Raw genomic sequence first — 19,776 nt, forward strand, 5'->3', positions numbered from 1 at the left:
TGAGAATCAACAAGCCTTTCCCCCGGCACAATGATCATGTCATAGCCAATAAATTTCCCTTTCGCTTATCTCGGTAGCATACATCTCCCTGTCACCTATGGGTTATATTCGCCTCAAAGGTATGGGACCGTCCCCCGTTCCCCGCCTTCGGCAATTTTGCCTTACCAAACCCAAGCCGATTATTTTGCCCGCCAAAATGATCGGCCGGGGCGGGGGGCGCTCCGCGGCTGAGGACATCGGACAAACTGACACCAGTAAAATAAAAGATACTGGCATTACATATTCAAATTGATCAGCATTAGCTGGAACGCCCCCGGAACTTCTCTTTGTTACTTTCTCTTGGTTACAAGAGAAAGTAAGATCTGGTACCAAAGCTGCCCTTTCCCCACTTTCTCTTTGAAGAGAAAGTTGCAAAGAGAACCTGTCGCTGCACCTCTGCCCGGATGCCCCAGGCCGAAGGCCTGAATTTGACAAACTCGCTGCGCTCGAACACTGCCAAATTCTTTACGGCCTCCTTGAGTTCAGCAGCAGAGCTGATGCGACTTGGGGTCCCCGCCTGCGGCAATTTTGCTTTGGCAGAAACGGACGTATAAAATTCATTGCGGAGCCTGGCTCCCCGCCCCAGTCAAGGAATTTAGTCCGGGGATATCATTCCTGCCGGAAATTGCCGGGCGGGCAAGACTTCTCTTTGTTACTTTCTCTTGGTCACAAGAGAAAGTAAGGCCCGGTACCAAAACCACCCTTTCCCCACTTTCTCTTTGAAGAGAAAGTGGCAAAGAGAACACGTCGCTGCATCTCTGCCCGGAGGCCGCAGACCGGCGGCCTAAATTTGACAAACTCGCTGCGCTTCAGACACTGCCAAATTCTTAACGGCCTTCTTGGTTCAGCAGCAGAGCTGATGCGACAGGGCTTCCCCGGTACCCCGCCTGCGGCAATTTTGCTTAGGCAGAAACGGACGTATAAAATTCATTGCGGAGCTTGGCTCCCCGCCCTCTCCCCGCATGGGGGGGAAAACTGAAATTCCTCTCCACATTGGAGAGGAATTCTGACTACCCCCTCCGCAGCGGAGGGGGACCGAGGCAGTGCACTGATAAATGGCGCCTTGCTTGACATACGAAGTGGGGCGTACCCCCGGCGGGGCAGTCTGTCAACAGTGTTTTCGGGGTGCACAACGGAGTTTGCGTCCCGGATCATATCAGTAACCCTAGCCTACTTGCTTTCCTGGCCTTCCGGCGCAACCGGTTGCCCTTTTTTGATCCCGTGGCGCCTTCTTAGAATAGCCAGGTTATAAACCGAGGCCTGTTCCGGGCTGGCGGCGTGTAGCTCCCGGCCGGCACCCCTATCTTCTCCAGATACTCCAGCTTGCTCCTCAACGCCACCCTGGCGATCTTAACGAACTTCGCCATCCCCACATTCAATTCCTTCAAGGCCGCCGGCTGGACCAGGGCCGCGCTTTTTTCTCCACGGCTCTTTCGTGGTAAGGACCGTAAAAATACCGCTGGCAATTAAACACGCCGCCAGGGCTATAGAGGACCTATCCCGCGGGCCTTTGGCAATGAAATAAAAGAGATACCCCGCCAATGACGCAAGGGTAAAGATAATGCCGATCCGGTGCAATCTATTTCGACCATTTAATGTCATGGTGCTTCATTCTTATTGGTGGTAAAATGCCCCGCGAAGGGCCGTGCCAATTGAAATATACCATTTGTGCCTTGGTGTCTTTGTGGTTAACGCCGCCCTACGCCCCGGCCTTATGCCCGCCCCTCACTGCTTCGTCCCCTCGGTTATGGTATAGGTATAACCATACCTCCAGCCCGATCCCCCGGTCCCGGCCTGGTACCCCAAAACCTGGATCCCCTTCTCCCATTTCCGGGCCTCCTCCTCCGAGATGAACATTTTCTCCACCCGCCAATCCACCGGGTTCCCGTGGGCCTGTTTCCTCTTGATCGGATCATCGGTCAAGCCTGCGTATTTCATTTCCCCACTACTTTTAATATTGACTTTCTTCTGCCAACCCGTTAGAAGCATTCTTACCCTAATTTACAGTTTAAAGTTTCCCAGTTCCGACCCCTGCTTCACTTTTCACAATTCACCGTTCACCATTCACCCCAGCATCCCCATCGTCCTGTTTATTATCATCTCCGCCATCCTGTCCCGGAACTCTTTTAACATCACCCGCCCGATGCCCCTCCGATTAAGGGCCGGCATCCCGGCCAGCTCCTTGGCGCCGTTCACCAGGGCAATATAGCCCTCCCGGCTCAAAGCCCCGGAATCCAGTTTTGCGGCCCATTGCTTTAGGTCCGTTCCTATGGCGGACAAGAATTCCCGGCCGTCCCGGGCGGCGTCCCGGCCGTACCTAAGGAATACGCTCTTGGCCTCCAGGGTCATCTCCTTTTCTATCTCCCTAAGCAGTTTTTTAGCGTCTATCATCGCCTTCCTTTTCTGTCAATATTAGTTGGAGTGTCCCTAAACCTTCCGACTTCACCCTTACCTCCCCGCATCGGGGAGAGGCGTCACAAGAGAAAACAAGGCCGGGTGCCCCGGATTCCCGATCAGGTCGGGAATGACAGGATGGGCGGGCATTGCAGTCGGGGGCAGGCTACAAGCCCGCCCCTGCGACAAACCGTCCTTTATTTGGCCAGCATCTTCGCACCGGCATTTTCTCTTCGATCAAAGCACCGCGCTGTTGGGACGGCGGAAGGCATTCCCCATGTTCCAGCCCCCGCCGCCCCCCGGGTTATTTTTTGCCTACGAACAACAGGTCATTGGTATCGGCGCGCTGACCAGATCCACCGGACAGCAGCCCGGGCCGGTCTTGGCGTTCTCGCCCTGCGAGGTGAAAGGATTGTCGTACCCGGTCATTCCCTTGTGCAGTATCTCCATCAATGGTCACCTCCTCTCGTTTTGGGATATCATTCTGGACAGGCGTCCAGATCCTCAAACTTGTACTTGAGCCATTGTCTCCAGTACCCGCAGGTCTCGTCGTTGGGAACGCCGACCCTTTTGCGTATGGCCGGGCAGCCGCCCATGCACATCGGCAGATAGCTGCATTTAAGGCAGGCTGGGCTGTCGAAGGGCTCGTCCATAACCCAGTCGTAATACCTGGGATGGGGGACAAACTTTCCGTTCTCGATGACGCCCGCCGCATCCTCCGGCTCCATGTGCTCGGCGCATTTATAAACCATGGCCCCCGGCCCTATGAAGAAACATTTGAAGCTATCCCCGCCGCAGTTGTTCATCTTGGTATGGAAGAATTGCTCCCTGGGGCCGGGACTGGCGGCCCCGGGCCGAACCGGCTTGTAGCGGCCCATCTCCCTCTGGACCCCCTGGAGCTCCGGGCCCTTGAAATACCCGTCATCCTGGTCCTTGCCGATCTGCCCGCCCAGGTAGTGCTTCAGATTGCCGATGGTCCACCTGACGTTGTCCGCCTTGAATATCTCAAGGTCCGTCACCATCCGCCGAACGCCCTCCAGGTTCTGCCGGTTGGTGTTTATCCGCACGTTGACCTTGGCGAAGTGGCGCTGGGCGGTCCCGATGGAATCCAGCAGGCGGTCGAAAGTGCCGCTGCCATCACACAGTATCCGGCTTTTGTCGTGGTACTCCCGGTTGCCGTCCAGGCTTATCTGAACGTCGTCGATATTGCAGCGCCTCAGAAGCTGCGCCATATCCTGATCGAGAAAATAGCCGTTGGTCACGATCCAATCGGCCTGGCGCTTTATTCCCAAAGAGGCGCATATCCGGCCGATCCGTCCCGACATGCTCTCTATCACCTGGGGGCAAAACAGCGGCTCGCCGCCGTACCAGCCCACCATGAAGCTTTCAGGCCGGATGCTCTTCAGCTCTTCTTCCAGAAACGTCAATATCTGCTCCTGGTCGCCGGGGCTCATCTCCTCGTGCCGTTTGTTCTGCTCAAAACAATAGCTGCATATGAAGTTGCACTTGGTGGTGGGCACCAGGATCAGGCTGAAGTTCTTTTCGCTGAACACCCCGCGGCGGTAGCGGAACTTCACCATGTCCAGCTCTTCCAGTTCGGAAGACACGATGAAGCCGTTTTTCAGCAGAACCTCAATTTCCGAATGGTCCAGAGCACCTATTTTTTCCGGCTGGCTCAAGGCGGTTCGGACCTTTTCGCAACCGGCCTCATTCAAGGCCATCAGGCCGGTGGTGAATGTATTGTAGAGGAAGGTCCTGCCCGTACCCTTATGCCAGATGTTGAATCGCGAGACCTTATAACTATCCGCCATTCTACCTCCCGTTGGAATTTGCGGTTTAGGTTTTTGGACCTGGGTACGATTTTAAGCCCGCCCCTGCGATATTTCCCTTTCACATTATTGGCGGTGGCCAAAGGGCGCCTCAGCCCAACCTGGCCCGCTCGATGGCCTTTCCCGGATCGGGCTCCACATTGCTCACCGCTCTCCAGTCATCGCTGGCCTTTTTCAAATGCCAATACCGGCACCCCCCCATGGGGTACAGCTTTTTGACGATCAGGTTCTCTTCGTCCAGTTTATAGGCCACCGCCAGGACCTGCTCCGGCTCCCCCGGCAGTTTACCGGCGGGATTCGGAACGGGGCACAGGGCGTAGCCCAACATTTTTTCCCTTTCGCTTATCCCGGTGGTATACATCTCCCTGTCTCCTATGATTATATTCGCCTCAGAGGTATGGGCCGTCCCCCCGTTCCCCGCCTTCGGCAATTTTGCCTTACCAAACCCAAGCCGATCATTTTGCCCGCCAAAATGATCGGCCGGGACGGGGGGGCGCTCCGCGGCTGAGGACATCGGACAAACTGACACCAGTAAAATAAAAGATACTGGCATTACATATTCAAATTGATCAGCATTAGCTGGAACGCCCCCGGAACTTCTCTTTGTTACTTTCTCTTGGTTACAAGAGAAAGTAAGAATTGGTATCTAAAGCCGTCCGTTCCCCACGTTCTCTTTGAAGAGAAAGCGGCAAAGAAAGCTTGTCTCTGCACCTCTGCCCGGATGCCCCAGACCGAAGGCCTGAATTTGACAAACTCGCTGCGCTCGGACACTGCCAAATCCTTAACGCCCGCCTTTGACCAGCAGCAGAGCTGATGCGACAGGGCCATCCCCAATTCCCCGCCTGCGGCACTTTTGCTTTGGCGGGAAAGGCTTCCTTCGTTTGCTTTGCATGGGTCCTGCTCAGGACAGGCTTTTGTTACTTTTCTGGCCTACAGGAAAGTAACAGGTCTTCCGGTTTCAGCCGGCCTCCAATGTTGCCTGCCGGTGGCACTCCCGGCAAACAACCTCACAGTTGGCGGCGATGTCGATGATACCGTTGGCCAATTGCACCCGATGGCGGGCAAGCCAGCCCTCCGGTTCATGCAGCATGCCGTGCTTGTCCCAGTGCAGGCCGCGGCTGCAGGGCACTTTGCGCCCATCAACCACCCTGGTCGATTCACACTTCCCTTCGGCCCTGGCCCAGGCCTTTTTCAGGGTCTGCTCGGAAAAGAACATCAGTTAACCTCCTCGTTTAAGTTCTCGTCGCCGCCGGCCCGTGGATAGAAGCAGTAATTGCGGCGCCGGTGCACCTGCTTGTAGGGGCAATCCCGGGAATCACAGCAGGCAAATTCAAATCCCCGGGCAAACATATCGGTCTGGCCGGCCGGGAACCGATGGGCCAGCCCGCAGACCGGCGGCGGCTTTTTGCCGAAACCATCGGGTCGTTCCAGGGCCTGGGTCAATCTTTGGTGCAGCTCCGCCAGGGAGAACGGCTTCTTCATGAATTGGGCTTCCCGGGGGATCTCTCCCGGACCGGGCTGGCGGCCGGAAACTATCAGGGTCGCCAACTCCGGCTTGATCCCGATCAATTTCCGGTGCAATTCGATGCCGCTGCCGTCCGGCAGGACCAGGTCGGTGAGCAACAGCCGGACCGCTTGCCGGTTCTCTCTAAAAAGCTGTTCGGCCCGACTGAAGCTGTCGGCGGTCAGAACGGCATAACCCTTGTTCTGGAGAAGAAAAGCCGCCATCTCCCGCATGGCTTTCTCGTCCTCCACCAGCAGAATGGTTTTATCCGCCTCCTGATCGCCTGGTCCTGATGATCCGACCTGGGCCGGGTTTGAGCCGGTCTTAAAAGCCCCGTCCATCCATCCTTTCGGCCATCACCATTGAGTTCTGGTACAGGATCACCCGGCGCGGCTGCTCGGCCAGCCTCAGGGCGCTGATCACGATCTTGTCCCGGTCGTGGGCCAGCACCTTTCCATAATATTCCCTGCCGTTGTTAAGCAGAAAATGGTATATGTGGATTTTATCGTACATATTTATTCCTGATGCTTTATTCACTGCCGGGCCGGCAATCCCACCGGACCGGCAGTAAATTGATCGGCCTTTCACCTTTGGTTAAAATTCGTCCGGAGGAGGAGGAGGCACAGGGTAAACCACGTTAGTGATGGGGGGCGGATCGTCATCGGCAAAGCCGATAGTGGTTCCAGCCAGGGAAGCCAGCAGAACTGCCAGCAGTAAAGAGGAAATCAGTTTTTTCATTTTGTCTCCGATTTTATTGATTGATTGTTTGAGCCTCTGTATTTTATCGTTTCATTAATCGTGCCAAAAATATATATTTATTATAACTCGTTGATTTTACAACTATTAACATTTCACGGTGGTCCAAATGGGGGGAAAAAACAAAAAGCGACTGAGACATTATGTCTCAGTCGCTTTACTTAAACGACTATAATATATTATAACTTGTTCATTTTACTTAAGTAACAAAATATGTGTCCCCGGGTCTCACTTTTTACACAATGTCACACTTTAATATTGTGTTTTTCCATCAGCCGGTACAGATGACGGCGGGATACCCCTAATGCTTTGGCCGCTTGAGAAATATTTCCATTAAAATTTTTAACGGCCTCGAGTATATCCGGGCGACGATCGCTCTGATATTTATTCTGGACTTCGCTCAAACCCGGGGATATCTCCAGTTCCCTGGGGGTGATGGCCTTTTTATTCGTCAGCAGCACCGCCCTTTGAACGGTATTCTCCAATTCTCGGACGTTGCCCGGCCAGGCATGGCCGATCATCTGCTGCTTAGCCTCGGAATCAAAACGGAGTCCGATCTTGCCAAATTTGCGGCAATACTTTTCTTTGAAATATTCGGCCAAAAGCAGTATGTCTCCGCTCCTTTCCCGTAACGGGGGAATGGGAATGGTCATCACCTTAAGCCGATAGTACAGGTCCTCCCTAAAACGGCCTTCATTGATCTCTATCTCCAGATCTTTATTGGTGGCACAGATCACCCGGACATCCACCGCCCGGTTCTCGGACTCACCCACCCTTCTGATCTCCCCACTCTCCAGCACCCTCAGCAGGCGGGACTGAACCGCCTGGCTGGCGCTGGCGATCTCGTCCAAGAACAACGTTCCGCCATCGGCCGATTCGAACAGTCCGGGCTTGTCTTTGCCGGCGCCGGTGAAGGCACCCCTAACATAACCAAACAGCTCTGATTCCAAAAGGGTCTCCGGAAGCGAGCCGCAATCCAGGGCCAGGAACTTGCGCTTCCACCGGGACGATAATCTATGGACCGCCAAAGCCGCCATTTCCTTGCCGGATCCTGACTCGCCGTCCAGCATGACGGTGATGTCCGCCTGGGCCACGGTCTTGATCCGCTGGATCATCTGCCTGACCGGGGGAGATTGGCCGATGATCAAGTTGGAGATGTCGTTCTCTTGGGATCCGCCCGCCCCTTGGTCGAAACGGAGCCGGCTGATCAGCTGGCCGCTTTCCAGGACCGCCCCGATGATGCCGGCCAGGGCCAGCAGGAACTCCCTCTGCCGGTCCCCGAACAGGCCGCTGGTGACCCGGGAGTCCAGATAGACGGCCCCGGCCGCCCCTTCCCGAAAATGCAGGGGGACGCACAACAGCGATCGGATGATATTTCGCTGCACGCTGAGCCGCGAGCGGAAGGCCTCATCCAAAGAGGCGTCATTGGATATGATCAGCCGGCCCTGGCCGGCGGCGGCCCGGACGGCGGTGGCCGAAAATTCCAGGGCGTCCTTTCTGGTCTGGTCATCCAGGTCCACCTGAGCGGCCATGGTTATTTGCAGGTCTTGGTCCAGCAGGAAAAGGGCCCCCCGTTCCGCGCCGGTCATCTCCAGCGCCAGCTTGAGCGATTCGCCAGCCAGATCCCGCTGGCCCACTTCGGTGGCCAGCAGGCCGGCCAGCCGATAGATGCCGTTCAGCAGGTTTGGTGAAAATGTTTCCCGGTCCGGCCGGTCGAAGCAGATGCGGTTCGCCCGAAGCATCATCTCCCGGGCCCTGCCCAAGTGATCGGGGGTTCCCATTTCGATAAATAGAGATTCGGCCCGGACCAGCCAGGGCAGGACTTTTTCCAGCAACTCCGGGCGGCCCCGTTCGACCGCTTCCTCGGCCGCCCGCAGCCAACAGTTGGCGGCAGTGAATCTGTCCCCTTTCTCCATAAGCTCCCGTCCGGCCTCGATGGCTGTTTTCAAACCCTGTTTTGCGGTGTTATCATCGACCATTTGCAGGATACCCTCCACGATTTTTATCTGACCGGTTAATATGCCGTTATTCTGGGGATTTTCTTTCGCCCGGGACAGGTATTCCCGGGCCAGGCTGGTATTGCCGTTCCGGTGCTCGGCAAAGGCCAGGTCGGCCAATATCTCGGGATCCGGAGCAATGCCCAGCTGGTGATAATTCTCCATTGCCTCTTGATAGGAGGCAATGGCCCGGGGCCACTTGCCCTGTTCCAGCTCCAGGCCGGCCCTGACCTTCAGCACTGCCGCCGGACCGCAAACGCTGTCCGGTCGTCGGCTGATCTCCAGCGCTTTGGCGATATGGATTGCCGCCAGCTCCTTTTGGCCCAACAGGCTTTCGACGATGCTCAGGTTGGACAGACTGGCTGTCAGGCCTCGCTCCCGGTCCTCTTTGCCGGCTCCGGCCAAAAGCGCCAGAAGGTACCGGTGGGCCGCCGCATAGCCGCCCTTGTTCATGGCGATGTTTGCCAGGCCGGTCAGGGCTTCTGTCAAATACTGCTGGCTGCCGACGCCCATCAGGTGGTACATGCTCTGCCGATATGCCTCCTCGGCCCGGTCCCAATCCCGGAGGTTAAAATATACCGACCCCAAGCTGTAGTGTATCTTTCCCAGGGACTGATCCGGGATCGCTGAGTCGGCATGGGAGATGGCCTCTTCCAGTCTGTCCCGGGCCTTCTCCGGCGAACCCAGTATCCCCAGGGTGTTCCCGTAAAAAGCCAGGATCCGTGATTTTTCATAACCAGCGGTATCCTGGTTCCATAGCTGCATTGCCGTCTCCAGGGGTTCTATGGCCAGGTCCCAGCGGCTTTTCTGATAATGATATATGCCCAGCAGCTCGGCGGCAGCCATCATGGCCCTGGGGCTGCCCAGTTCCTTTCCTCTGCTCAGGCATTCCCGCAGGATCCGGTCCGGATCATGGGAGCCGTCCCTGATCCCCCGGAGATATCCCTGATAACTCTGGCCCAAAAGGGCCAATTCCGGATCCAGCTCACCGATCATCCCGGCCAGAAGCTTTATCTTGTTCTCCGCCTCCTGATAAAACTTGCCGTTGGAAATGATATAGAACAGCCGCTTCCAGTATTTCCAGTCCCGGCCCCGGGAATTTTCCAGTTTTTGCCAAGACTCCAGGGCCTCTCTCCAGCGGCCCATCCGGCAGCACAGGTCGGTGATCTGCTCTGCCAGTTCCCGGTAAAAGGCCCCATCGGTTGTTTCCGTTGCCCAAAGCTCCCGGGCCAACAACAGGGTGCGATGGATGTCGCCCCGCTGCCGGGTCTTGATATACAGTCGGGTGGTCAGGCGGATCCGCTGTTCGCCATCCGGCAGCCAGGTTCGGTATGCCTCCCGGCAGAAAAAGTCGCCGATGGGGTCCGGCTGGCGCTCGATCTGTCCCATCAGTTCCCGGCGCTGCTCCTGCCCCCAGCCGGCCATCACCAGCCTTAAACATTGTTGGTCGTTTATGGCATAACTGTCGCCCCGTTTTACGATCCTGTTTCTTAACCGGTCCGGCAGGGGCTGCCCGGCAGGAAGCTGGCCCAGGGCTGCGGCCCCAGCCAGGGTTTTCTCGCCGGCCGACAGGCCCTGCCACCAATCGGACAGCCTCCCGGCACAACTTTCCGGAAGTTCCCGATTGGCCAGGATCTCCGGCCATTTGACCTGCCGGATCTTCTCCTTTTTTGAGATCCACCCGCTCCGCAGGTAAAATTGGATCAGCTCCTCGGCCCGCCCGACATCATCGCCGGTTTCCTCGCAGATCCGGCAGGCCAGCAGGCCCAGGTCATAGGGGCTGATATCATCAAAACAGCCTTTTAAGATGCGGCGATAGAGATCTTCCGTGGCCGGCCCGATTGGAATCACTCGCGCCGTGGATGGGACCGAAGGGTCGGCGGGACCCTCTCCGGCGCAGATTATGCTCCAGCGCCCCTTCCCGGACAGCTTTTCCAGCCGGGGATCGAAAGGCTTTATATGGTCGATCAGAAGCAGGGCGCCTTCGGCGAAATCGAAATCCGGGACATCGTTTTTCGGGAGGCTTTTCAGGTCCAGGTAATAGCTGTCCCGGCCCCTGAGTCGGCTGATAAAATCGATCTCTTTCAACAGGCCGGTCCGGCCGCTTCCCTGCCCGCCGGCCAGCTTCACCAGGGATGGTTTGGCCGGGTCATCATGGCCCAAGGCTTCCCGCAAAGCCCCCGGGGGCGATGCGTAAGCGAACCTCACCAGTTCCTGATCCGGGGAAAATATCCCGGCCTGGCAGCCCGCCTCCAGCAGAGATCCGGCAGAATCGTACCGCTCGATGGGATCGTAACGAAGCATTTTTATCAGCAGGTCAGCCACCGGCCCCGAAAAGCGTTCTTTTATTTGGACCGCCAGAGGCTCGTTCCGGTTGAGCCTGACCTCCGAGCGGGGAAGTTCCCCGGTCAGCATCTGGAACAGCAGCAGGCCCATACTGTAGACGTCTGACGCCCGGATAATGGCGCCCTGTCCCGACAGCGATTCGGGCGGGGCATAGGCCGGCGTGCCGCAGCCCGGGCCGGCCCCGGCGGTTCCGGCCTGTCCCAGATCCAGCAATTTGACCGAAAGGCCGGAGACCATGACGTTATCGGGTTTTATATCACCATGGACCAGACCCCGCTGATGAAGGTACGACAGGATCCGGCAAAGCTTTTCCAGAACCGGCAGGGCGTCGGCCGGGGGCATGGCCCCCGGGGCCAGCATCTCGGAAAGGGACTCCCCGGGGCAGTATTCCAGGGACAGATACCCGCTTTCCCCTTGGGGGGAAAGCGAAAAGTCGTAAACCTCCGGAAGCCCGGGATGCCGGAACCGGTGCAGCCGAATGTACTCGTTCCTCAACAAATGACAAAATGGCCCGGAGGCCATCTTCAATGCCACATCCCTGCCGGCCGCCAGGTCCCTGGCCAAGAATACCCGGCCGAAGCCGCCCTGCCCCAGGGACCGGATCATCTTATAGCGCCGGGGGAATCCGTCGTTCTCCATATCGTTCCTTCCCGTGATCATTCTGTCAATTGAAAACACCAGACATTGCTAGGCCGCAGACCGCCTGAATTTCCCATGGGCCCGGTCCACCCAGAAGAAACATCGGTCTGCCGGGGCCTTTCTTCCGGCAAAATACGGCCCGATAATATTACATGAAAATAGTCTTTTGCGCAACAAGAAAAACCGGCTTTTTAATGAAAAACCCGGCAGCCGTGCTGCCGGGTTCTAATTATGTTCATTATGGTGGGCGGTTGTGGAAGAGTTCCGAACTGTCTTATTCCCGCCTTCGGGGAATAAAGCATTTTTATCTTGATTTTATGTGCGCATTTTATGTATAGTTACGACCATATAAAAAGAGAAGGGATAACGATGAGAAATACATTGTTTTGGGTTGTTCTGTCGGTTTCAGTATTATTACTGCCCGGCATTCTTTATGCCCAAGCGCCCTATACGGTCTGGGTTCGCACATATAATGGTCCAGCCTTTTCCGGCGCAGCAGCAACGTCCTGTGCCGTTGATGCTGCGGGGAACCTTTATGTGGCGGGAAGCTCTTCAAATGGTTCAAATAGTGATTTTTTAATTATAAAATATAATGCTGTCACCGGCGATACAATTTGGGTACGCAGTTATATCGGCTCGGCGGATGATGACGATGGCGCCAAAGACTGTGCCGTGGACAATTCGGGATATCTTTATGTCACGGGTTATTATTATAATGAGACTCAAGACGAAGATTACTTGACAATCAAATACAACACTACCACTGGAGACACTATCTGGTCTCGAAGATATAAGGGCACAGTATATGCCAATGGGAGCGATATAGCTTATAGCTGTGCCGTTGATGATTCTGGAAACCTTTACGTCACTGGTTTTTCTTCACCCGATTATTTAACTATAAAATACAACACTGCTACCGGAGACACAATTTGGACCCGCCGTTTTAGCGCGAATGGGTTTAATAACAGTTGTGATGTTGACGGCTTCGGCAATTTATATGTGGCCGGAACTTCTAGTGGGAGTTGCCTTGCAATAAAATATAACGCTGTGACCGGCGACACCATCTGGACAAAGCGTTATGAAGGTAGTGGTTCCGTACACAGTTGTGCGGTTGATGGCTCAGGGAACCTATATGTGACAGCTTCTTCCATCGTTGATACTAGTTATGCTTTCCTGAACATCATCAAGTATAATACCGCCGGGGACACGCTTTGGACCAGCAGTTATGGTCCAGTCTATTGGCTTGATTACGCCAACGACTGTGTGGCTGATGACTCTGGCAATTTATATGTCCCTTATCATTCCTATAATGGCGCTAATTTTGATTATCTCACCATTAAATACAATGCCAATGGCGATACTTTGTGGACCTGCCGGTACAACAGCCCGGCCGATAGTAATGATTCACCCAGTGACTGTGCGATAGACGGGTCGGGCAATCTTTATGTTACCGGCGCTTCATACAATGGCACAAGTTCTTGTCTGACCATAAAGTATAATACAGCAGCCGGAGTAGCAGGGAAGCCTAACTGCCAAATGGCCGATAACAAATTACAATTAGGGCAAAATATACCTAATCCTTTCAGCCAACATACAGTCATTAGTTATCAACTACCAGCCAGCGGGCCAGTCAGCTTGAAAATCTATAACGTAGCCGGGCAATTGGTAAAAACATTTAACATGGGACTCCAACAACCAGGTTATCATCAGGTAGAATGGCATGATTCAAAAATACCGGCGGGTGTGTATTTCTACCTTTTGACGTCAGGGCATTATCAAGCCACCAAGAAGTTGGTAGTGGTGAAATAAAATTGCTGCCGTAAAATTGTCAAGTAAAAAAGCCAGACATCGCTGTCTGGCTTTTTTACTTGGTGGGCGATACAGGACTTGAACCTGTGACCTCATGCATGTCAAGCATGCGCTCTAACCAAAACTGAGCTAATCGCCCCTATTTATTTACCCAATCCTGAGGTCTATAGCTTTAATTGCTTCCGAAGGACGCCCCGTGTTTTTCGCTCCCGCTTAAAACACGAAAAGTAAAATATTTATTTCCGCGTGTTTCCCGCCATTATCAAGCTGGCATCTATAGACGGACAAACATGGACAGTCTCCCCCAAGCCAGGGTTAATTATACAATCATCTTTCCCAAAAGTAAAGAGCAAATTTCTCAGCTGTTTCCCGGCTGGACGGTCCGGAACAGGAACTTTTGAACGGCTATCAAACTACCCAGCCCGCCCAGGCAGACCCCGAAGGCCAGCAGGCCCAGCAGCTGCTGGCCGGTGAAGAATCCGAACATATCAAAGTATGAGGACAGCAGCCGGTAGGCCAGGTACAGCAGGGCCAGACCGGTCAGGCTGCCGGCCAGCCCCTGCAGCATCCCCTCCAGGAGGAACGGCCGGCGGATGTGGGCCCCGTCGGCCCCCACCAGCTTCATGATCTCTATGGCCTGCCGCCTGGCATACAATGTCAGCTGGATGGTGTTGAAGACCACCATCACCGCCGCCAGGCTGACGATCACCATCAGGGAGAAGTCTATCACGATCAGCAGGCGCACCATCCGGTACAGCCGGCCCAGCCAGGCCTTGCCGTATTCCACCTCCTCCACCCCGCTTAATTGTTTGATCTTTTCGGCGATCTGGGTGATGGATTCGGGATTGCGGTGCTCCGCCTTGAGCTTGACCTTGAAAGACTGGGGCAGGGGGTTGGTCTCGATGGCATTCAGCAGGTCGGCCTTGTCGGCCAGCTCCTGCCGGAACTGCTTTAGGGCCTCCTGCTTGGAGATGTATTCCGTCTCCTGTATCCCGGGGATGTCCCGGATGCGGCTGCCTATCACCAGGGCCTGGCTGTTGGCCACATTGTCCCTTAAAAATGCCTGGATCTCGAACTTGCCTTTCACCTGGTCGATGGCCCTCTGGAAATTCAGGGTCACCAGCAGGAACGATCCCAGGATGAACAGGGCTGAGGTGATGCTGGATACCGACAAAAAGGTCATCAGCTTGGCCCGTTTCAGGCCGGCCAGGGCCTCCCGCCAGTAATAATTCAGCCGCACGATAGAGCCTCCTTAACATTATCCTATACGCAGAGAAATCTTCCCACGCTTGCATGCGCAGACACAAAACACCCGTAAATAAATCTTTAATGATTCCTAACCCTGTTACTTTCTTGTGACCAAGAAAGTAACCAAAGAAGTCTTTACCGCCCGGCAATTTCCGGCAGGAATGATACCCACGGACTAAATTCCTTGACCAGGGCGAGGAGAAAAACACTGCAATGAATTTTTTACGCCCGTTTCTGCTTAAGCAAAATTGCCGAAGGCGGAGAACCGGCAACCTGGGTCGCATCAGCGCTGTTGCCCAGCAAAAGCTGCCGTTAAGAATGTTTTGCCTGCGGGTGCCTTATTTCGTGGTCAAGACATTTAGGCAGCTGGATATTATAAACCTCCAGACAGCGGTGTAGCGGCAGTTCTCTTTGGAGCTTTCTCTTCAAAGAGAAAGCGGGGGAAATTATTTGGCCAAGTGTTCAATAATCTATTTATAATCCTCGGCCAGTTCCACGTAGTGCCGGGCGCTGGAGCGGATCTTCTCGATGGCCTCCTCCGGCAGCTGACGCTTGACCTCGGCCGGCATGCCCATCACCATGGAGCGGGGCGGGATCTGCTGGCCCTCCTTGACCAGGGCCCCGGCCGCAATGACCGACCCGGCCCCGACGCTGGCCCCGGAGAGGACGATGGCCCCCATGCCGATCAGGCAGTCGTCGCCGATCTTGCAGGCATGTAATATGGCCCCGTGCCCCACGGTGACCCGGTCGCCGATGATGGCGGCGCAGTCGCCCAGCCCCCGGTCGTTCAGATCGACATGGATGACGCTGTTCTCCTGGATGTTGGTCTCCTGGCCGATCCGGACATGGTTGATGTCGGCCCGGATGGCCACCCCGTACCAGATGCTGGCGTTCCGGCCGATCTCCACGTCGCCGATGATCACCGCGGTCTCGGCCACAAAGGCCGACTGGTCTATTTGGGGTGTTTTCTCTTTGTAAGATTTGATCATTTCTTGCCCTTGATTTTTGGTTTAATCTCCCTCTTTAAATCATTTAGAGGCGGGATGCGGTCCGGACGATGAACCCTTCGCTCTGCTAACAACTATCAACTAATATCTACTAACTGATCTACAGCCCCAGATCGTCGGATATCCCCTGCATGGCCTTCAAACATTTCCCCACAAAATCCTCCAAACTCAACCCCAGCCGGTCGCAGGTCTGGATCTGCTCCCGGTTGGCCCCGGCCGCAAACCGCTTCTCCTTGTAGCGTTTCATGATGAACGGCACGTCCAGGTTGGCCAGCTTCTTGGAAGGGTGCATCAGGGCCGCGGCCACGATCAGACCGGTCAGCGGGTCCACCGCATACAGGGCGAAGTCCATTTTTGACTTTGCCTCGACGTGCCCGGGATGGGCCTTGATGGCATGGATGATGTCCTCGGAGATGTCCTGGCCCTCCAGCATCTGGGCGGTGACCAATCCGTGATTGGGAAAATCATTGGCCGTTTGATCGTAATCCAGGTCGTGCAGCAAACCGGCCAGGGCCCATTTATCCTGATCCTCGCCGAAATGGGCCGCCAGATTTTTCATGCAGGCCTCGGCCGCCAGCATGTGTTTCTGCAGGTTCTTGTTGGGTATGGTCTGCTCCAAAAGTTCCCTGGCCTGTTGTCTGTCCATTAACTCCTCCAGTGATTATTTCATTTAGGGGCTAAACGTACCTTTTACCACGGAAACACTGAATTATCGGAAGGGAACCACCAAAGAAATGGGTATCTGATGGATATCATTCCGTGTTTCTAAAATTTCCGTGATTCCGTGGTCAGTTCTGCATAGGTTCCCGGTAGAAACAAAGGATGTAATCCATATCTGCGCCAATCCGTCTAAATCCGTCTGATCTGCGTTCTATCGTCCCCTACGCCTTCTCCCCGAACATCTCCAGGGCCTCTCCGGCCAAAAACAGCGACCCGGTGATGACTATCAGATCACTGACGGCCACCAGCTGTTTGGCCTTCTCCAGGGCTTCGCCCAGGTTCTCGGTGACTATGGCCGCCACCCCGTGCCGGGCCGCTTGTTCCCTGATGATCTCGGGAGAGGCCGCCCGGGAGTGCCGGGCCTTGGTGATCACCACCGCCCGGCAGCCCGGCGCCAGGCTGTCCACTATCCCGGCTATGTCCTTGTTGGCAGAGATGCCCAGCACCGCCACCCTCCCGGCACCGGGATAGGTCTTCTCCAGGGCGTCCATCAGGCGCTTGGCGGAGTGGCCGTTGTGCGCCCCGTCGATGATGACCGCCGGCTCCTGCGATACCTGCTGCATCCGGCCCGGCCAGTTGACCGAGCGGAGCCCGTCCCGGATGACGTTGTCGCTCAGGATCAGGTTTCGGTATTGCAGGCTGCGCAGCGCGGCGAAGGCCGCGGCGGCGTTCTCGGCCTGAAAATCGCCCGGCAGGCCCACCTCCAGGTTGGTCATGGAGCCGAAGGTCCCGGCCAGGTCGATGGTCACGCTGTACGGCGTCTGGTCGGTTATCCGGAAGCCCACATCCCGGCCCACCTGGAACAGCCGGGCCAGCGAATCCTGGCATTTCTTCAGGATCACCTTCATGGCCTCGGCCGGCTGGGGAGAGGTGATGACCAGGGCGTCCTGCCGGATGATGCCGGCCTTCTCGGCGGCGATCTGGGCGATGGTTTCCCCCAGGATCTCGGTGTGGTCCAGGCTGAGGTTGGTGATCACCGCCGCCCGGGGATTGACCACATTGGTGCAGTCCAGCCGGCCGCCCACCCCCACCTCCAATACCGCCCATTCCACCCCCACCTCCTGGAAATACAAAAAGGCCATGGCGGTCAGGATCTCGAACACCGTGCGCGGCCGGCCTTCGGCCCGGGACTTCTCCAGAAAGGGCTTAAGCCATTCCAGACGCTGGGCGAAATCCCGCTCCAGAATATTCTTGCCGTCTCTTTTTATCCGTTCGCAGAAGCTGATCAGGTGGGGCGAGGTGTACAGCCCGGTCTTCAGCCTCTGCTGGCGCAGCACCGATTCTATCATGGCCGCGGTGGAGCCCTTGCCCTTGGTCCCGGCCACCAGGATGGATTTGAAGGAATTCTGGGGGCTGCCCAGCTCGGTCAAAAACTGCCGGAAGCCCTGCAGGTCATACTGCTCCTCATGGTATTTCTGGCCCGGAATTTTTTCCCGGTCCACAAAGGACATCAGATATTCTACGGCTTGCTGATAGGTCATCGATCTCTCTTGATTATCATTGGAGCTTAAGCGGATGGGGTTTCTTTGACAAACGATTTTACGATATTAACCCGGTTCCCTGCAAGATAAAAGGTACCTGGCCCCATCCCGGGGCCTAGGACCCATCCAGCTTCATGGCGGTCATGATCCGCTTGAGGGAGGCGGCATCCGGCAGCATCATGAAATAGCCGCTGGCCGTCCCGGTCTCGCCGGGAAACCGGAACCGGTTCTGGACGTAGGCCAGGATCTCGCCGAAACGGGCGTACTCTCCCAGGATCTTGGCCATCACCTTCTGCATGGGCCCGGACAGCATCAGGGGGGGCGAGGGGATGGCGGTCAGCTCCAGCATGTCGCCCAGGGTGTTCAGGTAGGACTCGGTCAGCACCGAGGAGATCTCCAGATGGATGTGCCCGAAATGGAACTCGGCCTCGTTCTTGGCCCGGGGCATCTTGTGCCAGCACTCCTGGGCGAAGGCCAAAGCGCTATCGCCCGGCATCAGCCACAGGGTGCAGCCGGAGAGGTCGCCCACGAAGATGTTGACCAGGCAGACCACCGGCAGGTCGGGCTTGACCAGCGAGGACAGGGCCTCCTCCACGGTGCTGACCTTGATCTGGGGCACCGATACCAGCACTGGCTGATGAATGGCCTCGGACAGGGTGGTGGCAGCGTTGCCGGAGCCGATGTTGAAGATCTCCTTGAGGGCGTCCTGCTGGACCGGGGTCAATATGTTATGGGCGGAGTTCATTTTTATGGGCTGGTGATCTCAAAATTAAATGCTTCGTCTTTCCGGTGAAATAGTAACATAAAAAAGGGCCGGATAAAAGAGAAATAATCAACAAAAAAGGCCGCCCCTTTCCGGAGCGGTTTATTTGGCAGGGCCTTTTTAACCACAGAGGGCACCAAGCCCTCAAAGAGGCTTTTATTCTTTAAACTTCAGCCTTTGACCTTTAAACCGATGTGTCATTGCGAGCCTGGCACCGAAGATTCACAAGCGAAGCAATCACAGGTGTCTTTTAGCCACGAAACGCAGAGCGGTGGTTGTCACCCTGAGAATTCTTTGCTCTTGCCAAGTTGAACGGGCGACAATATTATGTTTCCCGAATTCCCCTTCACACATTCAGCCAGCAGGGCACGAATGCCTTCTCAGTGTGACAAGCTTTGAACATTAAACTGGTTTTGCCACATAAGGCACAAAAAACACAAAGACTTTTCTACTTTATAAACTTTAAAACTGCGTACTTCTCCAGGTTACCAAATACTGACCCCTGTATACTGTCTACTTAAGGGGTGCTTTCAGCTTTAAGCTTTGAACTGGCCCACCGCAGAGTCGCAGAGGCTTCTGTTCTTTGAACTTTAAGCTTTATGAACTTTTACGACAGCAACCGCTTCTCCCCCTCCAGCTCCCGGATGTACTGGACGTCCATGGTGTGCTCCAGGCAGCCCAGGTATTTTTTATCCTGGTCCCGCAGGGCGAAGAACTCTATCAGCACCTTGTGCTTCTCCTGGTTGGGTCCCAGCGGCAGGTCTATCCAGAACCTGGCGCTGTCTCGCTTCCCGCTTTTCATCTCCTCCACGATCTGCTCCACCTTGGCCAGGCTGCTTTTGGGGTGGCAGCTGCGGAAGTTGATGCCCATGCTGTCCATGGGGCGGTGGAACAGCCGGGTGTCGTGCTTGTTCCAGCCGATCACCTCGTCGTTGTGATCGATCACCGAGATCTCGCCCGGCATGGTCTCCAGCAGGGCCTTGACCACCGTTTCATTCATGCGGTCTATCATGGCTGAGCTCCTTTATTTATTTACCCGTTTTTGCCACAGAAACACACAGGGCATCGAGAGACTTAAACCTTTCCGGAACCTGCCAGCCGCTGGCTGTAAGCATGGTATCTATCTGCTCTCGCGCTATGTCTTCGGGGGCGATGGGGGTCAGGCACTAACAATAATTGCTAATCAACTGATCTATTTAATAATACTCTTAAACAGAAGTAGATGTCAAACGAAAAATTACCCC

18 protein-coding genes and 1 tRNA gene are annotated in these 19,776 nt (G+C 55.5%); 1 reads left to right on the top strand and 18 read right to left on the bottom strand.

Annotated features, from left to right (window positions below):
* Positions 1-1,271: 1,271 nt before the first annotated feature.
* The 11 genes from RDU76_00245 to RDU76_00295 form a co-directional block, all read right to left on the bottom strand.
* Positions 1,272-1,406: a hypothetical protein gene (locus RDU76_00245; GenBank protein ID MDQ7797357.1), complete on the bottom strand. Its 135-nt coding sequence runs from the start codon at positions 1,404-1,406 to the stop codon at positions 1,272-1,274.
* A 358-nt stretch (positions 1,407-1,764) separates the two neighbouring features.
* Positions 1,765-1,977, bottom strand: coding sequence for a hypothetical protein (locus RDU76_00250; GenBank protein MDQ7797358.1), 213 nt, complete (start codon positions 1,975-1,977; stop codon positions 1,765-1,767).
* Positions 1,978-2,103: 126 nt separating this feature from the next.
* The gene (locus RDU76_00255) at positions 2,104-2,430 is read right to left on the bottom strand and encodes a hypothetical protein (GenBank protein ID MDQ7797359.1); all 327 of its coding nucleotides are present in this window, start codon (positions 2,428-2,430) and stop codon (positions 2,104-2,106) included.
* 318 nt (positions 2,431-2,748) lie between these two features.
* Complete coding sequence (locus tag RDU76_00260) at positions 2,749-2,886, bottom strand: hypothetical protein (protein ID MDQ7797360.1); 138 nt, start codon at positions 2,884-2,886, stop codon at positions 2,749-2,751.
* 26 nt (positions 2,887-2,912) lie between these two features.
* Positions 2,913-4,244, bottom strand: a complete 1,332-nt coding sequence (locus RDU76_00265; protein ID MDQ7797361.1) for an SPASM domain-containing protein — start codon at positions 4,242-4,244, stop codon at positions 2,913-2,915.
* Positions 4,245-4,353: 109 nt separating this feature from the next.
* Entirely contained in the window at positions 4,354-4,623 is a 270-nt protein-coding gene (locus tag RDU76_00270) for a hypothetical protein (protein ID MDQ7797362.1), read from the bottom strand.
* Between the two features lie 597 nt (positions 4,624-5,220).
* Positions 5,221-5,478, bottom strand: coding sequence for a hypothetical protein (locus RDU76_00275; protein MDQ7797363.1), 258 nt, complete (start codon positions 5,476-5,478; stop codon positions 5,221-5,223).
* On the bottom strand, positions 5,478-6,107 hold the full coding sequence (locus RDU76_00280) for a response regulator (GenBank protein MDQ7797364.1): 630 nt from the start codon (positions 6,105-6,107) through the stop codon (positions 5,478-5,480). Before RDU76_00280 ends, RDU76_00275 begins: the two co-directional genes overlap by 1 nt.
* Positions 6,091-6,279 carry a hypothetical protein gene (locus tag RDU76_00285; GenBank protein ID MDQ7797365.1) on the bottom strand — a complete coding sequence of 63 codons (189 nt, stop codon included), beginning with the start codon at positions 6,277-6,279 and terminating at the stop codon, positions 6,091-6,093. Before RDU76_00285 ends, RDU76_00280 begins: the two co-directional genes overlap by 17 nt.
* 81 nt (positions 6,280-6,360) lie before the next feature.
* Positions 6,361-6,504 carry a hypothetical protein gene (locus tag RDU76_00290; GenBank protein ID MDQ7797366.1) on the bottom strand — a complete coding sequence of 48 codons (144 nt, stop codon included), beginning with the start codon at positions 6,502-6,504 and terminating at the stop codon, positions 6,361-6,363.
* 263 nt (positions 6,505-6,767) lie between these two features.
* On the bottom strand, positions 6,768-11,504 hold the full coding sequence (locus tag RDU76_00295) for a sigma 54-interacting transcriptional regulator (protein MDQ7797367.1): 4,737 nt from the start codon (positions 11,502-11,504) through the stop codon (positions 6,768-6,770).
* Positions 11,505-11,873: 369 nt separating this feature from the next.
* Here RDU76_00295 and RDU76_00300 point away from each other — a divergent pair, with 369 nt between their 5' ends.
* Positions 11,874-13,313, top strand: coding sequence for a T9SS type A sorting domain-containing protein (locus RDU76_00300; GenBank protein MDQ7797368.1), 1,440 nt, complete (start codon positions 11,874-11,876; stop codon positions 13,311-13,313).
* A gap of 60 nt (positions 13,314-13,373) precedes the next feature.
* On the opposite strand, the gene RDU76_00305 is transcribed toward RDU76_00300, so the two are convergent.
* The 7 genes from RDU76_00305 to RDU76_00335 all read right to left on the bottom strand — a co-directional run bounded on the left by RDU76_00305 (position 13,374) and on the right by RDU76_00335 (position 19,544).
* Positions 13,374-13,452 (bottom strand) — tRNA-Val (locus RDU76_00305).
* 219 nt (positions 13,453-13,671) lie between these two features.
* Positions 13,672-14,553, bottom strand: a complete 882-nt coding sequence (gene ftsX / locus RDU76_00310) for a permease-like cell division protein FtsX (GenBank protein MDQ7797369.1) — start codon at positions 14,551-14,553, stop codon at positions 13,672-13,674.
* Positions 14,554-15,031: 478 nt separating this feature from the next.
* Positions 15,032-15,550, bottom strand: coding sequence for a gamma carbonic anhydrase family protein (locus RDU76_00315; GenBank protein ID MDQ7797370.1), 519 nt, complete (start codon positions 15,548-15,550; stop codon positions 15,032-15,034).
* Positions 15,551-15,668: 118 nt separating this feature from the next.
* Entirely contained in the window at positions 15,669-16,214 is a 546-nt protein-coding gene (locus tag RDU76_00320; protein ID MDQ7797371.1) for an HDIG domain-containing protein, read from the bottom strand.
* A gap of 235 nt (positions 16,215-16,449) precedes the next feature.
* Positions 16,450-17,769: a folylpolyglutamate synthase/dihydrofolate synthase family protein gene (locus RDU76_00325; protein ID MDQ7797372.1), complete on the bottom strand. Its 1,320-nt coding sequence runs from the start codon at positions 17,767-17,769 to the stop codon at positions 16,450-16,452.
* 115 nt (positions 17,770-17,884) lie between these two features.
* Positions 17,885-18,514, bottom strand: a complete 630-nt coding sequence (locus RDU76_00330; GenBank protein ID MDQ7797373.1) for a chemotaxis protein CheC — start codon at positions 18,512-18,514, stop codon at positions 17,885-17,887.
* A gap of 625 nt (positions 18,515-19,139) precedes the next feature.
* Entirely contained in the window at positions 19,140-19,544 is a 405-nt protein-coding gene (locus RDU76_00335; GenBank protein ID MDQ7797374.1) for a PAS domain-containing protein, read from the bottom strand.
* Positions 19,545-19,776: the final 232 nt, after the last annotated feature.

This window comes from Candidatus Edwardsbacteria bacterium, assembly GCA_031082425.1.
Classification (GTDB): Bacteria; Edwardsbacteria; AC1; order AC1; family EtOH8; genus UBA2226.

Coding starts and splice junctions, on each gene's coding strand:
- RDU76_00295 (MDQ7797367.1), bottom strand. CDS start 11,504: ATGGAGAACGACGGATTCCCCCGGCGCTATAAGATGATCCGGTCCCTG.
- RDU76_00275 (MDQ7797363.1), bottom strand. CDS start 5,478: ATGTTCTTTTCCGAGCAGACCCTGAAAAAGGCCTGGGCCAGGGCCGAA.
- RDU76_00290 (MDQ7797366.1), bottom strand. CDS start 6,504: ATGAAAAAACTGATTTCCTCTTTACTGCTGGCAGTTCTGCTGGCTTCC.
- RDU76_00265 (MDQ7797361.1), bottom strand. CDS start 4,244: ATGGCGGATAGTTATAAGGTCTCGCGATTCAACATCTGGCATAAGGGT.
- RDU76_00270 (MDQ7797362.1), bottom strand. CDS start 4,623: ATGTATACCACCGGGATAAGCGAAAGGGAAAAAATGTTGGGCTACGCC.
- RDU76_00325 (MDQ7797372.1), bottom strand. CDS start 17,769: ATGACCTATCAGCAAGCCGTAGAATATCTGATGTCCTTTGTGGACCGG.
- RDU76_00245 (MDQ7797357.1), bottom strand. CDS start 1,406: ATGGCGAAGTTCGTTAAGATCGCCAGGGTGGCGTTGAGGAGCAAGCTG.
- RDU76_00255 (MDQ7797359.1), bottom strand. CDS start 2,430: ATGATAGACGCTAAAAAACTGCTTAGGGAGATAGAAAAGGAGATGACC.
- RDU76_00285 (MDQ7797365.1), bottom strand. CDS start 6,279: ATGTACGATAAAATCCACATATACCATTTTCTGCTTAACAACGGCAGG.
- RDU76_00280 (MDQ7797364.1), bottom strand. CDS start 6,107: ATGGACGGGGCTTTTAAGACCGGCTCAAACCCGGCCCAGGTCGGATCA.
- RDU76_00320 (MDQ7797371.1), bottom strand. CDS start 16,214: ATGGACAGACAACAGGCCAGGGAACTTTTGGAGCAGACCATACCCAAC.
- RDU76_00330 (MDQ7797373.1), bottom strand. CDS start 18,514: ATGAACTCCGCCCATAACATATTGACCCCGGTCCAGCAGGACGCCCTC.
- RDU76_00335 (MDQ7797374.1), bottom strand. CDS start 19,544: ATGATAGACCGCATGAATGAAACGGTGGTCAAGGCCCTGCTGGAGACC.
- RDU76_00250 (MDQ7797358.1), bottom strand. CDS start 1,977: ATGAAATACGCAGGCTTGACCGATGATCCGATCAAGAGGAAACAGGCC.
- RDU76_00315 (MDQ7797370.1), bottom strand. CDS start 15,550: ATGATCAAATCTTACAAAGAGAAAACACCCCAAATAGACCAGTCGGCC.
- RDU76_00300 (MDQ7797368.1), top strand. CDS start 11,874: ATGAGAAATACATTGTTTTGGGTTGTTCTGTCGGTTTCAGTATTATTA.